Below are 16,312 nucleotides of genomic sequence, written 5' to 3' on the forward strand. Positions count from 1 at the left end.
CCGGTGAGCCGTCAGATCGTTTCCATCGTGGGTGGCAAGGAGACGGGAAGCGCCACCACGTACCCGTCGACCAACCCGGCGCGCCCCGGCGAGGTCGTGGCCCACGTCGGGCTGGCCGACGCCGGCACGTTCGCGGCCGCCTGCCGCACCGCCAAGGAGGCCCAGCGCGAGTGGGCCAAGGTGCCGGCGCCGGTGCGCGGCCGGGTGATCGCCTCCATCGGCCGGCTGGTCGAGGCCAACGCCGAGCGGCTGGCCCATCTGGTGACGGAGGAGATCGGCAAGCCGTACGCCGAGGCCCTCGGCGAGGTGCGGGAGATCGTCGACACGTGCGACTTCTTCCTGGGCGAGGGCCGCAGGCTGTACGGGCAGACGGTCCCGTCGGAGATGCCGGCCAAGAACCTGTTCACGTTCCGCAACCCGATCGGCGTGGCGGCGGTCGTCACCGCGGGCAACTTCCCGGTCGCCGTCCCCTCGTGGTACCTGGTCCCGGCGCTGCTCTGCGGCAACGCCGTCGTCTGGAAGCCCGCCGAGTACGCCGCCGCCTCCGCGCACGCCATGTACCAGCTCTTCGTGGCCGCCGGGCTGCCCGACGGCGTGCTGAACATCGTGTTCGCCGACGGCGCCGCGACGTACGAGGGCCTGGAGCAGGCGCTCGGCGAGGGGAGCGTGCAGAAGGTCGGGTTCACCGGCTCCAGCGAGGTGGGCCGGAAGATCGGCGAGCTGACCGGGCGGCACCTGCAGTCGGCCTGCCTGGAGCTGGGCGGCAAGAACCCGATGGTGATCATGCCGGACGCCGACCTCGACCTGGCCGTGGAGGGCGCGCTGTTCTCCGGTTTCGGTACGGCCGGTCAGCGCTGCACCAGCCTGGGCACGGTGATCGTGCACGAGAGCGTGCACGACGAGTTCGTGGAGCGGTTCGCGCGGGCCGTGGGCGAGGCCAGGATCGGCGACCCCGAGGAGGACGTGCTGGCGGGCCCGCTGCTCGACCAGAAGTTCGCAGATCGGTACGAGGAGTACCTGACCTGGATCCAGCCCCACCACCAGGTCGTGTCCGGAAATATCGGGAAAATTACGGGGGACAACCCGCGCCGTGACTTCGACGGCGGTAGCGGCCTCTACTATCACCCGGTGGTCGTCGACGGCGTCCGGCCCACCGACCGCCTGTTCCTGGAGGAGACGTTCGGCCCGATCGTCGGCGTCACCACCTTCAGCACCCTCGACGAGGCCATCGAGCTGGCCAACCTGCCCGGCTACGGCCTGTCGAGCTCCATCTACACCACCGACCCGCAGCACGCCTTCCGCTTCCGCGAGGGCATCTCGGCGGGCATGGTCAGCGTCAACAACTCGACCTCGGGCGCCGAGGCCCACCTCCCGTTCGGCGGCAACGGCAAGTCCGGCAACGGCAGCCGCCAGTCCGGCATGTGGGTGCTCGACCAGTTCACCCGCTGGCAGGCGATGAACTGGGACCATTCGGGCCGCCTGCAGAAGGCCCAGATGGACGTCGCCGAGATCGAGCCCGACCTGGCCTTCCGCCTGCCGTGATCAAACGCGAGAACGGGCCCCTCGGAGGCGAGGGGCCCGTTCTTCGTCGCTTGCGGGCAGGTCAGACCTGGCCGGCCTTCGCCAGGGCCGAGCAGCAGGTGTTCACCAGCAGGCGGGTGACCACGTACGGGTCGACGTTGGCGTTCGGGCGACGGTCCTCGATGTAGCCCTTCTTCTCCACCTCGACCTGCCACGGGATGCGCACGGACGCGCCGCGGTTGGACACGCCGTAGCTGTACTTGTTCCACGGGGCGGTCTCGTGGGCGCCGGTCAGGCGGCTCTCGACGCCCGCGCCGTACTGCGTGATGTGCTCCATCGGCTTGTCGCCCTCACCGAGCGCCTCGCAGGCGGTGATGATGGCGTCGTAGCCCTCGCGCATGGCCTTGGTCGAGAAGTTGGTGTGCGCGCCGGCGCCGTTCCAGTCGCCGCGGGCGGGCTTGGCGTCGAGGGTGGCCTCGACGCCGAACTCCTCGGCGGTCCGGTAGAGCAGCCAGCGGGCCACCCACAGGTGGTCGGCGACCTCGAGCGGGCCCGCCGGGCCCACCTGGAACTCCCACTGGCCGGGCATGACCTCGGCGTTGATGCCGGAGATCGCCAGACCGGCGGCGAGGCAGCGGTCGAGGTGGAGCTCGACGATCTCGCGGCCGAAGATGGCGTCGGCGCCGACACCGCAGTAGTACGGGCCCTGCGGGGCGGGGAAGCCGCCCTCGGGGAAGCCGAGCGGGCGGCTGCCCTTGAAGAAGGTGTACTCCTGCTCGATGCCGAACCAGGACTCCTGAGCGGCGTACTTCTCGGCGATCGGGCGGAGCAGAGCGCGGGTGTTGCTGACGTGCGCGTCGCCGTTGATCTCCTCGACCTCGGAGAGGACCAGGACGTTGTCACCGCCGCGAATCGGGTCGGGGCAGACGAACACCGGGCGGAGCACGCGGTCCGACGAGTGGCCCTCGGCCTGGTTTGTGCTGGAGCCGTCGAAGCCCCAGACCGGCGGCTCGGCCCCGTCGGCGAGGATCCTCGTCTTCGAGCGCAGCAGAGCCGTGGGCTCGGTGCCGTCGATCCAGATGTACTCAGCCTTGTAGCTCACGGCGGTCCTTTTCTTCACGGTGTTCACAGCCACGCCGAGTCTTACGGACGGCCGTTTCCCGGTTTTTGCCCGAATGTGAACGCCGTGTTAATCAGGCAACCCAAAGGTAAAAGATGGCGTGGCGCCGGGGGCGCCACGCCATGCCGTCAGAACCGTCGTGTCAGGTACGGCCCTCCGTTCCGTTCCCGTCGTAGCCGAGCAGCCGCATCGCCGTGTCGGGATCCATCGCCGCCGCCAGGAGCTGGGCGCGGGCGTGGGCCTGGTCGCGTTCGCGTTCGGCCTTGGCCTGCGCGGCGCGTACCCCCTTGATCGCGACGAGCGCGAGCCCGGCGCCCACGATCACGGCGACCACCACGACGAACAGCAGGAGCAGCAACCCCGGCGAGGCCACGGTCGAGGTGGCCGCGTTCGTGCCGACGCCCGCCACCGTGCCCGTCACCGCGAGCGCCGCGATGATGGACAGCGCCACGAGCCCGAGCAGGCTGGCGACGACCAGCCAGACCCGGCCCGCGCGCCGCGGCGCCGGAGGCGGAGGCGGGACCGCGGCGGCGGTCGGTGTCCCCACCACGACGGGCACGGGCGTGGGAGGCGGCGAGGCCGCCGCCCACGGCACGAACTCGGGGCGCTCGGCCGCCTCTCCGTTCACCTCGTGCGTGATGAGGGGCGGAGCCTGGATCACCGAGGGCTGCGCCGCCAGGGGTGCCGGCTGGACGGCCGACACGCCGGGACCGCCGTAGGCGACCGGCTGCAGCTCGACCGGCTCCTCCACCGGCCCGGGAAGGTCCCGCTCGATGTGGCTGTGCTCCTTGTGGGCCCTGGCCGCGTCGCGGTGGTAGTCCTCCAGCTCCTGGCAGAGCTCGTCGGAGGCGTAGATCGTGCCGTCGATGAGCGGCCCGGGCTCCCGGCGGATGATGGCCACCACGTCGTCGCCGTTGAGCGTCTTGTGCGTCTCCAGCGCGTGCGCCACGCAGAGCACCTCCCTGCGGTGCTCCTGCAGCAACTCCTCGGTCTTCTCCAGCAGCCGCACCAGGTTGAACTCGATCCGCTCCCCCAGCACGTCGGGGGTCAGGTCGGGCTGGTTCCTGGCGGGCTCCCGCTCGGTGATGCCGATCGCGCCGCCGGGGCCCGGACGGGCCTTGCGCATGGCCTTGCCGCCCATGATCTCCAGCTCCTGGAGAGCCGGCAGCGAGGTGACGCCGGAGCCCATCCCCCAGTACGACTCCATCATGGCGGTCAGGTACGTGGCCGAGTACAGGTCGCCGGAGACCCCGGACGAGTTGTCCTCGCCGAAGAACATCCGCTCGCCGGCCAGCGAGGCCAGGGAGACCATGATGTCGGCCTCGTGCTCGGACTTCCACCGGGTGAACTGGTCCTCGGGCTTGATCGAGGCGACCATGCCCAGGTAGTCGGCGCCCTTCTCGATGGTGGCGATGTCGATCTCGAGGTGGAAGCGGGTCACGTACGCCACGACGGCGTGGCAGGCCTCGTGCACGGCCACAGCGTGCCGCTCACGCTCGATGTACTCGACGTCCTCGGGCGGGCCGAGCTGCTTGAGCCGCTTGGCCCGCAGCACGTCCGACCAGGTGATGACCTCGCGGCTGTCCCTGATGGCGGTGATCAGCGACTCGTTGACCAGGTCCTTGATCGTGGCGCCGGTGGCGTACGGGGTGATCGTGGCCAGCTTGTCGATCTGCTCGGGGGTGAGCTCGTGCCACACCTTGTCGAAATAGCCCTGGTACGTGCGGACCCGCCCGGCCTTGGACGGGTAGCCGACCTTGTAGATGCGGTCGATGCGGCCCGGCCGCAGCAGCGCCTCGTCGAGCGCGTCGGGCCGGTTCGTGGCCATCATGACGAGGATGCGGTACTTGGGCGGCGGCTTGGGCCGCATCCCGAGCAGCCGGCGGACGAGCCGGTTGAAGAACCCGCGCGGTTTCTTGAGCCCGGACAGCTCGGTGAGCAGCGCCTGCAGCGTGCCCGGGTCGCCCGAGCCGTTCATGCCGCCGCCCATGAAGAAGCGGTTGCGCCGCCCCGGCTCGTCGGGCGACTCGCGCCCGGCCCGGAAGGCCAGCACCTGGCGGGTCTCCTCGGACAGGTAGTTGAGCCCGTGGCAGCCGTTGACGCCGGACAGGCCGGAGAAGCCGCCCTGCCCGGGCGGGCCCTGCTGGGCGAGGCGGCCGCGCTTGCCGAGCGAGTCGGCCTCGTCGAAGAAGACGATCACGCCGCCGTACCGGAGCGCCAGCTTGCGCAGCTTCCTGAACAGCCCCTTGACCTTGAGGATGCCGACACCCATGAACATGTTCGTGAACGCGCCCGGATCCACGAACACGTACGGCTTGCCGGTCTCACCCGCGACGGCCTCGGCCATGAGGGTCTTGCCGGTGCCCGGCGGCCCCCACAGCAGCAGGCCGCTGGGGACGTACCCGCCGCGCCGCTCGATCTCGTCGGGGCGCTCGAGGAAGACGATGTTCTCCCGGACGCGCTCGACCACGTGGTCCTGCCCCCACACGTCGTGGAAGCGGGTCTTGATGTCATCGGGGAAGTACGTCTCCACGCCGCCCCTGGACAGGAACCAGAACAGGCCCACGAACTGGATGATGACCACGAAGAACAGGAAGACGATCTGGATCAGGAACGGCATCGCGTTCCAGAGCAGCGCCGGCGCCTGCATCACCGCCACGAACGGGCTGACGTCCAGCACCGCCCCCAGCACCAGGGCCGTCAGCACCACGAAGAAGGTGACCTTGAGCGCCCGCGAGAGCCGGTACCTCGTCCAGTCGTCGAACCGCCGGTGCGTCCAGCGCTCGAAGCCGCCGAACACCCGGTGGCTCCAGAAGCGGTGGTAGGCCGACCAGTGCTCGCTGACCAGGAAGTGGAGTTGCCGCACGACCTCCACGCCGAGCAGCCAGAAGATCCATGGGTATTCGTACGCGATCTTCTGGGCCGCCTCGGGGAACGCGACGACGCCCTGCCAGTCGGCCATCACCTTCCACGTGAGGATGAGGAAGGCCACCACCAGGGCGATGAGGAATTTGCTCCGGTCCCAGAACTGCATCTTCTTTCTGGTCACGGATTCGGGGTCGGAGGGCCCGCTGCCGGGGGCACGCAGCCCTTCATGGTGATTGGTCGTGGTCAATGGTGCTCCCTCATCCAGGCAGCCGGAGCAGCTTGAACGTACTCTCGATCTTGTCGAACTCGGCGGCGCGCTTCCGGAAACAGACGGATTGGCAGCCGATGAGCATGACGGAGACCGTGGCGCCCTTCTCGTCGAGGATGGCGGTCTGGTCGAACGTCTGGACGTCCTCGCCGATCTGGTATTCGAAGCGGACCCGGACTCCCCTCGCGCCGTTGTCCATCGTCATGACCTCGTCGTTGAGGAGGGCGAAGTTCTTGAACATCGACGGCTGGCCTGTCGCCATGGCCTGCTGCGCGTAGAGTTCGCGCACCTGCGAGGTCACCGGCAGCACGAAGTCGCGCAGCCGGTTCAGTGAGATGGCGTCCCGCTGCTCCTCCGTGAGCTGGTGCACGGTGGCGTAGACGAACGGCTCCGTCGAGCCGAGCAGGTGGTTGACGGACGGCTCCGCGGACTGGTCGAAGGCGGTCGACCACACCCGCTGGGCCCGGAGGAGGGCCGCCACCGAGTTCGGCTGGTCTCCGGACAGGTACAGCTCAATGGGGTCGGCGTTGAGCTGCGTGAACGAGGACGGCACCTTGAAGTAGGTCGTGCCCGCCGAGTCGCGTACGTAATGGAATTCGGGCTGTCCGGCGCACGCGGACAGCATCAGGATCGCGACCGTGACCGCGATCAAACCCCGTGCCTTTTTCACCAGGGCTTACCTCCGCTTTACGGACCAACGGAGTTGTTGTGCCCGCTTTCCGACACAATGAGCGCGAAGCGGAGGGAAAAATCTTGACCAAATCTTGGCCGTGCCTTGGCTTTACTTGTTACAGATCAATTAAGGCTTTGTGCACGGTCCGTAGCGCTCCGTGGCGGGTCACCCTGGGGGCGGTTCAGGTGGCTACAACGTTCATGCAACCCCCATTGGTTCATCTGGGGAAGTAGCGAAAGATATGAGGATCCCTTCCGACCGCCCCGGGAGCGCACAATGTCAGAACCCGCAATGGAGACCGTCGACTCCTTCGGCATGACGGCGGAACGGCAGTTCGCCGAGGTCTGGTCGAGGACGGTCCTGTCGGTGCGGGAGCGCCGCCTGCTCCTTCTCGGGCTGCTCGTCGGCCAGGGGCTCCATGAGCAGACGGACGTCCAGCTCGACACCGCGCTGCGCTCGTGCGAGCTCACCGAGACCGAGCTGCGCGAGGTGGTCGTCTTCCTCACCCTCTACGCGGGCTGGGCCCGGGGCAGCAAGCTGAACGACCAGGTCGAGGGGCTGATCGAGCGGGTCAGGCAGGCTCGATCCGGTAGATCGGACCACGCAGGCTGAGCGCGTACAGCTCGCCGTCATGTCCTTCGCCGAACGACGAGAGCTGCTCGACCTTCCCGGCCTCGGCCCCGTCCTTCGGCGCATCGGCCGGTGCGGCCTTGATCCAGCCGGCGCAGAAGTCGCCGTACAGGAACCGGCCCCGCAGCCAGGGGATCTTCTCGCCGCGGTAGACGTATCCGGCGATGACGGAGCAGTTTCCGCCCTCCTCCAGGGGATACGTGATCACCGGGTCGACCATGTCGCGGCCCTTCGCGCCCCGGAAGCGGCTCTTGCCCTCGCGGGCGTTCCAGCCGTAGTTCTCGCCGCCCCGCGAGCCGGCCGGCTGGTGGTCGACCTCCTCCCAGGCGTTCTGCCCGACGTCGCCGATCCACAGGTCTCCCGTGCCGCGGTCGAAGCCGAACCGCCAGGGGTTACGAAGCCCGTAAGCCCATATTTCGGGCTTTGCGCCTTTCTTGTCGGCGAACGGGTTGTCCTCCGGGATCTTGTACGGCCGGCCGCCGCGCGGGTCGATGCGCAGGATCTTGCCGAGCAGGGTCGTCAGGTCCTGGCCGTTGCCCTGGGGGTCGCCGGCGCTGCCGCCGTCGCCGAGCGCGATGTAAAGGTGGCCGTCGGGGCCGAAGGCGAGCTGGCCGCCGTTGTGGTTGGGGTAGGGCTGGTCCTGGGTGAGCACGTCGCGCCTGGCCGTGGCCCTGGAGCCGTCGAAGGCCCATTCGGTGACGTGGGTGTCGCCCCGCGCGTCGGTCCAGTCGAGGTAGACCCAGCGGCCGGAGGGGTGGAACGCGACGCCGAGCAGGCCCTGCTCGTTGCCGCCGCTCACCTCGCGGGACAGGTCGATCACGACGTCTCCGTCGGAGGTGCGCAGCCTGCCGGTCTGCTCGGCGACGTAGAGACGGTCGTCGCCCTTGCGCACGGCGAACGCCACCGGCTGCTCCAGCTTGGCGATCTGCTTGAAGCGTAACTCTCCGTGCTCCAGGGGCTCCGTAACGGTGGGCTCCGGCGTCGGGGCGGCGCTCTCCACAGGGTCGAGCGGGGCCGGCGCGGGCTCCTGCGCGCACGCGGTGAGGGTCACGAGGACGAGGGCCGTCGAGGCCGCCACGAGTCGCACGAGGCCCATCCTCGCACGGCATTAGGGTTCAGGTATGCCTACCGCATTGATCACCGGCGCGACCTCCGGCCTCGGCGCCGCCTTCGCCCGGCGCCTGGCCGCCGACGGCTTCTCGCTCGTCCTGGTGTCCCGCGACGAGCGACGGCTCTCCGAGAGTGCCGACCAGCTCAAGCTCAGGTACGGCGTCGGCGTCGAGGCGCTGTCCGCCGACCTCGCCACCGAGGAAGGGCTGGCCAGGGTGGAGTCCAGGGTCGCCGGCGGCGTCGACCTGCTGGTCAACAACGCCGGGTTCGGCCACCCGGGCCGGTTCCTGGAGGTGCCGGTCGAGGACGAGGTGCGCATGCTCAAGGTGCACTGCGAGGCCGTGCTCAGGCTGACGCTGGCCGCGCTGCCCGGCATGCGGGAGCGCGACCGGGGCGCGATCGTCAACGTGGCCTCGGTGGCGGCGTTCTTCCCGCGGGGCACGTACAGCGCGTCCAAGGCGTGGGTGGTGAACTTCAGCGAGTCCGCCGCGAGCGACGTGCGCAACCCGCGCATCAAGATCATGGCGCTCTGCCCCGGTTTCGTGCGGACCGAGTTCCACCAGCGGGCCTCGATGGACACCTCGGGGATCCCCGGGTTCCTGTGGCTGAAGGCCGACGACGTGGTGCGGGAGACCATGCGCGACCTGGCACTGGGCAAGCGGGTGAGCGTGCCCGACCTGCGTTACAAGGCCATCGTCGCGATCGGCAGACTCGTGCCGCGCGGCCTGCAGGCCCGCGTCTCGTCGAGCATCGGCCGCTGACCCCGTACCGGTGCCCGGGGTCCGGATCCAATGGAACGGGCCCCCGCCGCGGGAGGGGGTCGCGGTGGGGGCCCGAGCGGTCGTGAGCGAGGCTCACGGCCGGGAATGCAGGAGTCGGCTAGCGGTTGGCCTCGTGGCCGATCGACAGGCCGCTCTCGGGGTCGAAGAAGTGCAGGTTGTGCGTGTCGAGGACCAGGTCGATGTTCTGGCCGGGACGGGCGTGGCTGCGGGCGTTGACGCGGGCGGTCCACAGGGACTTGTCGCCCGACAGCGGCAGCGCGGCCTCTTCGTCGTCACCCGCGTCGGCGGCGGCGACGGTGTCCTTGTGCTCGACCGGCGGGGCGTCGATCAGGAACAGCACGTTGATCTCGGAGCCCAGCTCCTCGGTGACCTCCGCCTTGACCGGCAGGGTGGCCCAGCCGTTGGCGTGGTTGCCGGCCGAGGCCGCGTCCTCGAAGTCGGAGGGGCGGATGCCGAGGATGATCTTCTTGCCGATGTACTGGTCGAGGCCCGGCTTGTCGGTGAAGGTCGAGTCGGGGATCGACAGCTTGATGTCGGCGAAGGTGACGGCCGCGTCGCCGCCGTCGCGGACGAGCTCGGCGGTGGCGAAGTTCATCGAGGGCGAGCCCATGAAGCCGGCGACGAACAGGTTGACCGGCTTGTCGAACAGGTTCTGCGGGGTGTCGACCTGCTGGAGCAGGCCGTCGCGCAGGACGCAGACGCGGTCGCCGAGGGTCATGGCCTCGACCTGGTCGTGGGTGACGTACACGGTGGTGACGCCGAGGCGCTCGTGCATCTGGTTGAGCGAGGCGCGCATGGAGACGCGGAGCTTGGCGTCCAGGTTGGACAGCGGCTCGTCCATGAGGAAGGCCTGCGGCTCACGCACGATGGCGCGGCCCATGGCGACACGCTGGCGCTGACCACCGGAGAGGGCGGCCGGCTTGCGCTTGAGGTACGTCTCCAGGCCGAGCATCTTGGCGGCCTCGTTGACCCGCTTCTGGATCTCCGCCTTGGGCATCTTGCGGAGCTTGAGACCGAAGGCGAGGTTCTCCTCGACCGTCATGTGGGGGTAGAGCGCGTAGTTCTGGAAGACCATCGCGATGTCGCGGTCCTTGGGCGGGAGGTGGTTGACCACCTTCTCGCCGATGGCGATCTCGCCGCCGCTGATGTCCTCGAGGCCCGCGATCATCCGGAGTGCGGTCGACTTACCGCAACCGGATGGGCCCACGAGCACCATGAACTCGCCGTCCTTGATCTCAAGGTTGAGCCCGTTCACGGCCTTCACGCCACCGGCGTAGACCTTGTCGACGTTCGTCAGAACGATGGATGCCATGACATTCCTTCGCGCTCCAGGGCGGTGGCCCGGACGTTGTTACCGTGACCCACTCACGTGGATACGTTTTCAAGCATCTCACCCGAAACGGACATCGGTGTCAAGGGTTACAGCGTGACCAGCCCTTGTGGGAACGCGTGTCTTCCCGTTTTCCGGAAACCATGATGGAATCGTTTCCATGGAGAAGCGGGCGACGATCAAGGATGTGGCCGAGGCGGCCGGTGTGGGCGTCGCCACCGTGTCCAGAGTACTGTCGGGCGGCTCGGCCAGTGCGGCGACCAGGGAGCGCGTCCTGGCCGTCGCCGCCCAGCTCGACTACCGCCCGAGCGCCCTGGGCCGCAACCTGCGCCAACGCCGCACGGGCGGCATCGGCCTGCTCGTCCCCGACCTGACCGACACCTTCTACGGCCAGCTTTCCGAGGGCGTGCTCGCCTGCGCCCGCTCGGCCGGCGAGCCCGTCGTGATCGGCTCCACGGGCGGCGACCCCGAGCAGGAGGCCGACCTGGTCGGCATGCTCCTGGAGCAGAGCGTGGACCGCCTGATCGCCGTTCCGTCGGGCGACGCGGACACCTGGTCCCCGGTGCTCCGCGCGGGCATGACGGTGGTCTTCGCCGACCGCCTCCCGCTCCAGTCGTCCCCCGAGGACGTGCGGGCGGCGGCCGTGGCCGACCTCATGGCCCTGGACGGCCTCTCCGCCGCCGCACCGGCCCGCCCGCTGGACATCCCCGCCGTGGTGGCCGACGACCGGGCCGGCATCCGCACGGCCGTGCGCTACCTGCGCGGCCTGGGCCACAAGCGCATCGCCTTCCTCGGCGGCCCCGGCCAGGAGAGCCGGGTGAACGCCTTCAGGGAGGCCGTGGGGGCGCCGGTGGACGAGGAGCTCGTCGTGTTCGGCACCGGCAGCCGCGACTCCGCCTACGCCGCCGCCTCGGGCCTCTTCCAGAGCCGCCCCGACCTGTCGGCCGTCGTCGCCGGGGGCAACGTGCTGGGCGAGGCGGCGGTGCTGGCGGCCAGGGAGCTGGACCTGCGGGTGCCCAGGGACGTGTCGCTGGTGATGTACGACGACGTACCCTGGGCCGAGCTGTGCTCCCCGCCCCTGACGGTGATCGCCCAGCCGGGCCGCGACATGGGCTACCGGGCGGCGGAGCTGGTGCTCCGGGCGGGCGGCAGGAAGCCGCGCAGCGTGGTCCTGCCGACGGAGCTCATCATCCGGGGCAGCTGCGGCCCCCACCGCTAGCGGGCTCCACCTCCCGTGTAGCGGCGCGGCAGGATCATGATCGGGTTGTCGTCGAGGATCACGTCCGGCGGGCCGAACCGCGCCGCGACCTCCCTGATCTCCGGCTCGTCGAGCATCAGCAGGCGCCCGTTCTCGATGAAGAGCTCCCCGTCCACCAGCACGGTCGGCCGGTCGACCTGGCAGTCGCAGTGCGCGAAGCCCGGGCCCGTCGTGACCGGCTCCCCGTCGGTCAGGCCGTCGATGCCGCAGTAGAAGGCCCCGGCGTGCTTCTCCCGCTCGAACTGGTTCCCCCCGGCCACCCGCACCTTCGGGTTGAGCCCGATCAGGCCGTGGCGCATGTAGAAGCCGCCGGGCGCGTAACGCCGCAGCTGCTCGGCCGCGACCCCGCCCTCGATCTTGCGTACGAGGTTGCCCTCCAGGGTGATGCGCAGGGACTCCTCCGGCACGCCGGTGACCGTGCTGTCCTCGATCATGAGGACGCCCTCGGTGTCGGCCGGCCAGAAGTTGGCGCCCCCGTACGGGAAGGGCCGCCAGTCCCCGGGCCGCATCGCGCCGGGGTCCGGGTCGAACGCCAGGCCCGAGAACGTCACGTCCGTCCCCCGCGCGGACGTCACCCGGATCGAGCGGGCGCCCGACATCTGCCCCAGCGTCCGGCGCAGGAGCGCGTAGAAGACCTCGGCGGGCAGCCGCCCGCCGGTGAGCAGCGCCCCCGCGGTGGCCGTCATGTGCAGGGACAGGAAGCGGGAGGAGCGTGACTTGATCTGGTCGAAGAAGAGCGGCGCCGTGTGCACCTCGCCCCACCAGGTGCCGCTGATCACCAGGTCGGCCTCGCGGAAGGCGGCCGTCTCGATGTGCAGCGACGCCTCCCTGTCCCACCCGCCGGGACTGAACGGCGGCACGGACAGGATGCGCACGTCGGCGTCCCGGTAGGCCGCGGCCGCCGCGATGGCCTGGACGACGACGGGGTCGACGGTGTGCTCCATGAGCAGCAGCACGCGCTCGCCCGGCTGGAGCCCGGTGTAGTCCAGCAGGTTCCGGACGCCGGGCATCAGCTCCACGATCGAGTACGGTCCCACGGCCGGCTCGGTGGCATAGCTGAAGGGCGAGCCGGCGTACGGATTGATCGTCATCGCGTGCTCCCTGCGGGACGTCAGGCCAATGCCTGGACCCCTACCCGTCACGGAGTGAAATCACACGATTACGGAACCCAGCGGCGGAATCCTCCCTCGGAGTTGATCACCTGCCCGGTGATCCAGGCGGCCTCGTCCGAGGCGAGCCAGCGCACCACCCGGGCCACCTCCTCCGGCCGCCCCCAGCGCCCGGCCGGGAGCGAGCGGCCGACGTGCCGGGCGAGCTCGGGGTCGGCCCAGCCCGTGTCGACCGGCCCCGGATTGACGGTGTTGACGGTGATGCCCCGGTCCGCGAGCGCGTCGGCCAGGCTGGCCGTCATCTGGTGGATCGCGCCCTTGCTGATCGCGTACGGCAGCTCGTCCGGCATCGGCGCCAGATGCTGGCCCGAGGTGAACATGATCACCCTGCCGCCGGAGCGCCGGTCGTCGTGCTGGGCCGCGAACGCCTGCGTCAGCAGCGCGCTGGCCCGGGCGTTCACCGCCCACGACAGGTCCAGCTCGGCGGCCGTCAGCTCCGCCAGCGACTGCCGGTTGCTGCGGGCGTGGTTGGCCACGAGCACGTCCACGTGCCCGAACCTGCCGACCGCCTGCTCCATCACCCACGCCGGCGCCGCCGGGTCCGCGAAATCGGCCTCCACGTGGTGCAGCCGGTCGCCGACGCCGCCCAGCGACTCCAGCACGCCGTCCATGCCCGCGGGATCGCTGCCCCACGGCTGTTCGGCGTCGTGCGGGGTCCACGACTGCACCAGCACCTTCGCGCCCGTCGCCAGCAGCTCTCGCGCGATGGCGTAGCCGATCCCGATCCGCCTGCTCACGCCGGTCACCACGGCGACCCTCGTCTCGGACATCATCCGATCATCCTCGCCGACCGCTCGCGAGGCGTCGAAGGATTTTCCGCTCAGAGGAGCTTCTCGATGGCGGACGTGACCGCGGGGTCGTCCGGGGTGGTGCGGGGACGGAAGCGGGCCACGACGGCGCCCTCCCGGTCCACCAGGAACTTCTCGAAGTTCCACTGCACGTCGCCCGCCTCGCCCTGCTCGTCGGCGGTCCGCGTCAGCTCCTCGTAGAGCGGGTGCCGGTCGGGGCCGTTGACGTCGGCCTTCTCCAGGAGCGGGAAGTCCACGCCGTACGTCGCCGAGCAGAACGCCTGGATCTCCTCGGCCGTGCCCGGCTCCTGGCCGGCGAACTGGTTGCAGGGCATGCCGACCACCGTGAAGCCGCGCGGGCCGTACTGCTCCTGAAGCTTGACCAGGGCGCCGTACTGCGGGGTGAGGCCGCATCGCGAGGCCACGTTGACGACGAGGACGGCCTTGCCGGCCGCCAGCTCTCCGAAGGTGGTGGGGGCGTCGTCGAGGGTGTGGAGCTGGATGTCAGTGAGGCTCATGAACCGCACCCTACGCCTCCGGAACGTGATTCGGTCTCGCGCCCTCCCCCGTCGCGGGGCTGCTAGGCTCGCGGCGGCGCGAGAGGCGCCTGATCGCTCCGGAGCGAAGGAGGTTGATGAATATGGCTGCCGGCAGTCGTCATCAGCGTGCCCTTCTCCGGCCCGCGCGAGCCTAGAGCGCGGGCCGGTCGTATCAACGACCTGGAGTCACAAGTGTCTTCTTTCTTCTCGGTGGCCGGCGCCGACCTGACCACCGACCGCCTCGTCCTGCGTTCCTGGACCTCCGGCGAAGCCGACGCCGTCCTGCACGGCACCCGGTCCGCGCACTGGGCCGACGACTTCCCCGCCGAGGGTGACCACGTCATCGCCGGCCTGTTCGCCGAGCACCCCGCGTGGCTGGACGAGTACGGCCATCGCCAGATCATCGAGCGCGACGGCGGTCTCGTGGTCGGCTCCATCGGCCTGTTCTGGCCGCCCGCCGACGGCATCCTGGAGATCGGGTACGGCATCGTGGCCTCCCGCCGGGGCCGCGGCTACGCTCCCGAGGCGACGCGCGCGCTGACGGAGTTCGCCCTCACGGCGCCGGGCGTGCACACGGTGTGCGCCGGCGTCGAACTGTCGAACCCGGCCTCGATCAGGGTCCTGGAGAAGGCGGGCTTCCAGCGGTCACACACGGACGCCGAGGCGAACACGGCCCGGTACGTGACCACGTCACCGGCCCAGCGGTAACGACCCGACGGGGATCGGCGGCACCCCACCGCCGATCCCCCCGTCGTGGGAGGCCGTGCTTACCCGCGGCTCCCGCCCGGCCAAACCCCATAGTTGGTCGCGGTTTGCGGCAAGGCCCGTTCAGCCGGACGGCGGGGCGGGCAAGGCCGGGACTGCGAGAGGGACTTTTATCCGCAACGCTCGCGCAAACACCTCTCCACCGCGTGTCGAGATGGACGACCCGCGGTGACCGAACGTAATAGGAATCGTGCTAGAGGACACGTCGCGGCGCCCTTCGGGCCGCCCAGCGGGATCGGGCGGTGCCAGATTCCCGGAGGGCCGCGCGGACCCTCCGCGTCCGAGCCACGGGCGCGGATCGGCAGGGGCGCTCGATGCAAGTGCGCCTGTCCGCACGCGACCCGACAGCAAGGATCGATTTGGACAGCAAACGCGCGCTCGTCAGTGTCACCGCGCTCACCGCGTTCACCGCGATCGGGGCACCCGCGGCCTGGGCCGACCGCCCGCCCGTGGTGCGGATCGGGACCTGGACGACGAAGGCGCAGCCCAAGGTGGCGGTGGCGACGCCCAACAAGAACAAGAGGATCGCACTGGGCCAGGTGGTCCAGCGGTCGTGGAACCTGCAGGAGTTCCGCTGCCTGGACAGTCTCTGGACCAGGGAGAGCAACTGGAACCATCACGCACTCAACCGCTCGTCCGGCGCGTACGGCATCCCGCAGGCACTGCCCGCGGGCAAGATGCGCGGCGCCGGCCGCGACTGGAAGTCCAACCCGGAGACGCAGATCCGGTGGGGGCTGTCCTACATCAAGGGGAGGTACGGCAGGCCGTGCGGCGCCTGGGGACATTGGAGATCGCACAACTGGTACTAGCCGAAGGCGGGAGAGGGCACCCGGGGCTCACCGGGTGCCCTCCCTGCGCGCCACGTGCACCTCGATCGCCTGGATGAGCAGCTCCAGCCCGAACTCGAACTCCGCCTCGTGATCGCACTGATCCAGCAGCGGCGCCAGTGAGTGGACCTCGGGGAACAGCGCGGGATCGACTCCCTCGGCCTTGACGAGCCGGTTGTGGACGGGCGCGAACGTGGGCGTCACTCCCACCTCCCGCAGCAGCGAGCCCACGATGTACGCGATGAACATCCGCAGCATCCTGACCGCGTCCGCCCCGTCGAACCCGGCGCCGCGCAGCGTGGCCAGCGCCCGCTCGACCGGCAGCAGCCCGGCCGTGGAGTGGAGCTGGCGGCTGACGACCACCATGGTCGAGCGCGGGTGGTCGTGAGCGATCTGGCGGAACGCCCGAGCCTGCATGCGCACCCGCTCGGTCCAGTGCGCGCCGGGGTCGTCGGTGAACTCGATCTCGCTCAGCACCGCCTCGGCCACCCCGTTGAGCAGGGCGTCCTTGTTGGGCACGTGGTTGTAGAGGGACATCACACCGACGCCGAGCTCGGCCGCGATGCGCCGCATGGAGACCGCGTCGGCGCCCTCGCGCTCGATGAGGTCGATGGCCGTGGCGACGATGCGGCCTCGCGAGAGGGGCTCCGTAGGCATACCTCAT

The 16,312-nt window shown here is 70.0% G+C and carries 15 protein-coding genes; 6 read left to right on the forward strand and 9 right to left on the reverse strand.

All coding sequences use genetic code 11. The annotated features are described in order from the left end of the window. Positions 1-3 precede the first annotated feature (3 nt). Positions 4-1,542: an aldehyde dehydrogenase family protein gene (locus tag ACWDRB_RS01535; protein ID WP_449891431.1), complete on the forward strand. Its 1,539-nt coding sequence runs from the start codon at positions 4-6 to the stop codon at positions 1,540-1,542. A 61-nt stretch (positions 1,543-1,603) separates the two neighbouring features. Here ACWDRB_RS01535 and glnII read toward each other — a convergent pair whose 3' ends face one another. From glnII to ACWDRB_RS01550, 3 genes are all read right to left on the reverse strand, one after another. Continuing rightward, positions 1,604-2,623 (reverse strand): glutamine synthetase, encoded by a 1,020-nt coding sequence (gene glnII / locus ACWDRB_RS01540; RefSeq protein WP_350722416.1) that lies wholly within the window; start codon positions 2,621-2,623, stop codon positions 1,604-1,606. Between the two features lie 160 nt (positions 2,624-2,783). Further along, entirely contained in the window at positions 2,784-5,756 is a 2,973-nt protein-coding gene (locus ACWDRB_RS01545; RefSeq protein WP_449891432.1) for an AAA family ATPase, read from the reverse strand. A gap of 10 nt (positions 5,757-5,766) precedes the next feature. Further along, complete coding sequence (locus tag ACWDRB_RS01550) at positions 5,767-6,447, reverse strand: hypothetical protein (RefSeq protein ID WP_449891433.1); 681 nt, start codon at positions 6,445-6,447, stop codon at positions 5,767-5,769. A gap of 279 nt (positions 6,448-6,726) precedes the next feature. On the opposite strand from ACWDRB_RS01550, the gene ACWDRB_RS01555 reads away from it, so the two are divergent. Continuing rightward, positions 6,727-7,062 (forward strand): carboxymuconolactone decarboxylase family protein, encoded by a 336-nt coding sequence (locus tag ACWDRB_RS01555; RefSeq protein ID WP_449891434.1) that lies wholly within the window; start codon positions 6,727-6,729, stop codon positions 7,060-7,062. Here the strand turns inward: ACWDRB_RS01555 and ACWDRB_RS01560 are convergent. Then, positions 7,022-8,176: a PQQ-dependent sugar dehydrogenase gene (locus ACWDRB_RS01560; protein ID WP_449891435.1), complete on the reverse strand. Its 1,155-nt coding sequence runs from the start codon at positions 8,174-8,176 to the stop codon at positions 7,022-7,024. The genes ACWDRB_RS01555 and ACWDRB_RS01560 overlap by 41 nt on opposite strands. Before the next feature lie 25 nt (positions 8,177-8,201). On the opposite strand from ACWDRB_RS01560, the gene ACWDRB_RS01565 reads away from it, so the two are divergent. Further along, the gene (locus ACWDRB_RS01565) at positions 8,202-8,951 is read left to right on the forward strand and encodes an SDR family NAD(P)-dependent oxidoreductase (protein WP_449891436.1); all 750 of its coding nucleotides are present in this window, start codon (positions 8,202-8,204) and stop codon (positions 8,949-8,951) included. Positions 8,952-9,069: 118 nt separating this feature from the next. On the opposite strand, the gene ACWDRB_RS01570 is transcribed toward ACWDRB_RS01565, so the two are convergent. Beyond that, positions 9,070-10,284 (reverse strand): ABC transporter ATP-binding protein, encoded by a 1,215-nt coding sequence (locus ACWDRB_RS01570; RefSeq protein WP_355194744.1) that lies wholly within the window; start codon positions 10,282-10,284, stop codon positions 9,070-9,072. Between the two features lie 178 nt (positions 10,285-10,462). On the opposite strand from ACWDRB_RS01570, the gene ACWDRB_RS01575 reads away from it, so the two are divergent. Further along, a complete protein-coding gene (locus tag ACWDRB_RS01575; protein WP_449891437.1) occupies positions 10,463-11,521 on the forward strand; it encodes a LacI family DNA-binding transcriptional regulator in 1,059 nt (352 codons plus the stop codon). On the opposite strand, the gene ACWDRB_RS01580 is transcribed toward ACWDRB_RS01575, so the two are convergent. From ACWDRB_RS01580 to ACWDRB_RS01590, 3 genes are all read right to left on the reverse strand, one after another. Continuing rightward, a complete protein-coding gene (locus ACWDRB_RS01580) occupies positions 11,518-12,651 on the reverse strand; it encodes a M29 family metallopeptidase (protein WP_350722431.1) in 1,134 nt (377 codons plus the stop codon). The two genes, ACWDRB_RS01575 and ACWDRB_RS01580, sit on opposite strands and share 4 nt — an antisense overlap. Before the next feature lie 68 nt (positions 12,652-12,719). Then, on the reverse strand, positions 12,720-13,502 hold the full coding sequence (locus ACWDRB_RS01585) for an SDR family oxidoreductase (RefSeq protein WP_449891438.1): 783 nt from the start codon (positions 13,500-13,502) through the stop codon (positions 12,720-12,722). Positions 13,503-13,549: 47 nt separating this feature from the next. Next, positions 13,550-14,035: a glutathione peroxidase gene (locus tag ACWDRB_RS01590; RefSeq protein WP_363965584.1), complete on the reverse strand. Its 486-nt coding sequence runs from the start codon at positions 14,033-14,035 to the stop codon at positions 13,550-13,552. 213 nt (positions 14,036-14,248) lie between these two features. Between ACWDRB_RS01590 and ACWDRB_RS01595 the strand changes: the two genes are divergently transcribed. After that, the gene (locus tag ACWDRB_RS01595) at positions 14,249-14,764 is read left to right on the forward strand and encodes a GNAT family N-acetyltransferase (RefSeq protein WP_449891439.1); all 516 of its coding nucleotides are present in this window, start codon (positions 14,249-14,251) and stop codon (positions 14,762-14,764) included. A 416-nt stretch (positions 14,765-15,180) separates the two neighbouring features. Continuing rightward, positions 15,181-15,630: an aggregation-promoting factor C-terminal-like domain-containing protein gene (locus ACWDRB_RS01600; RefSeq protein ID WP_350722438.1), complete on the forward strand. Its 450-nt coding sequence runs from the start codon at positions 15,181-15,183 to the stop codon at positions 15,628-15,630. A gap of 27 nt (positions 15,631-15,657) precedes the next feature. Here the strand turns inward: ACWDRB_RS01600 and ACWDRB_RS01605 are convergent, their stop codons facing one another. Beyond that, the gene (locus ACWDRB_RS01605) at positions 15,658-16,305 is read right to left on the reverse strand and encodes a TetR/AcrR family transcriptional regulator (protein WP_350722440.1); all 648 of its coding nucleotides are present in this window, start codon (positions 16,303-16,305) and stop codon (positions 15,658-15,660) included. Between the last annotated feature and the right edge of the window lie 7 nt (positions 16,306-16,312).

The organism is Nonomuraea sp. NPDC003707 (genome assembly GCF_053587055.1).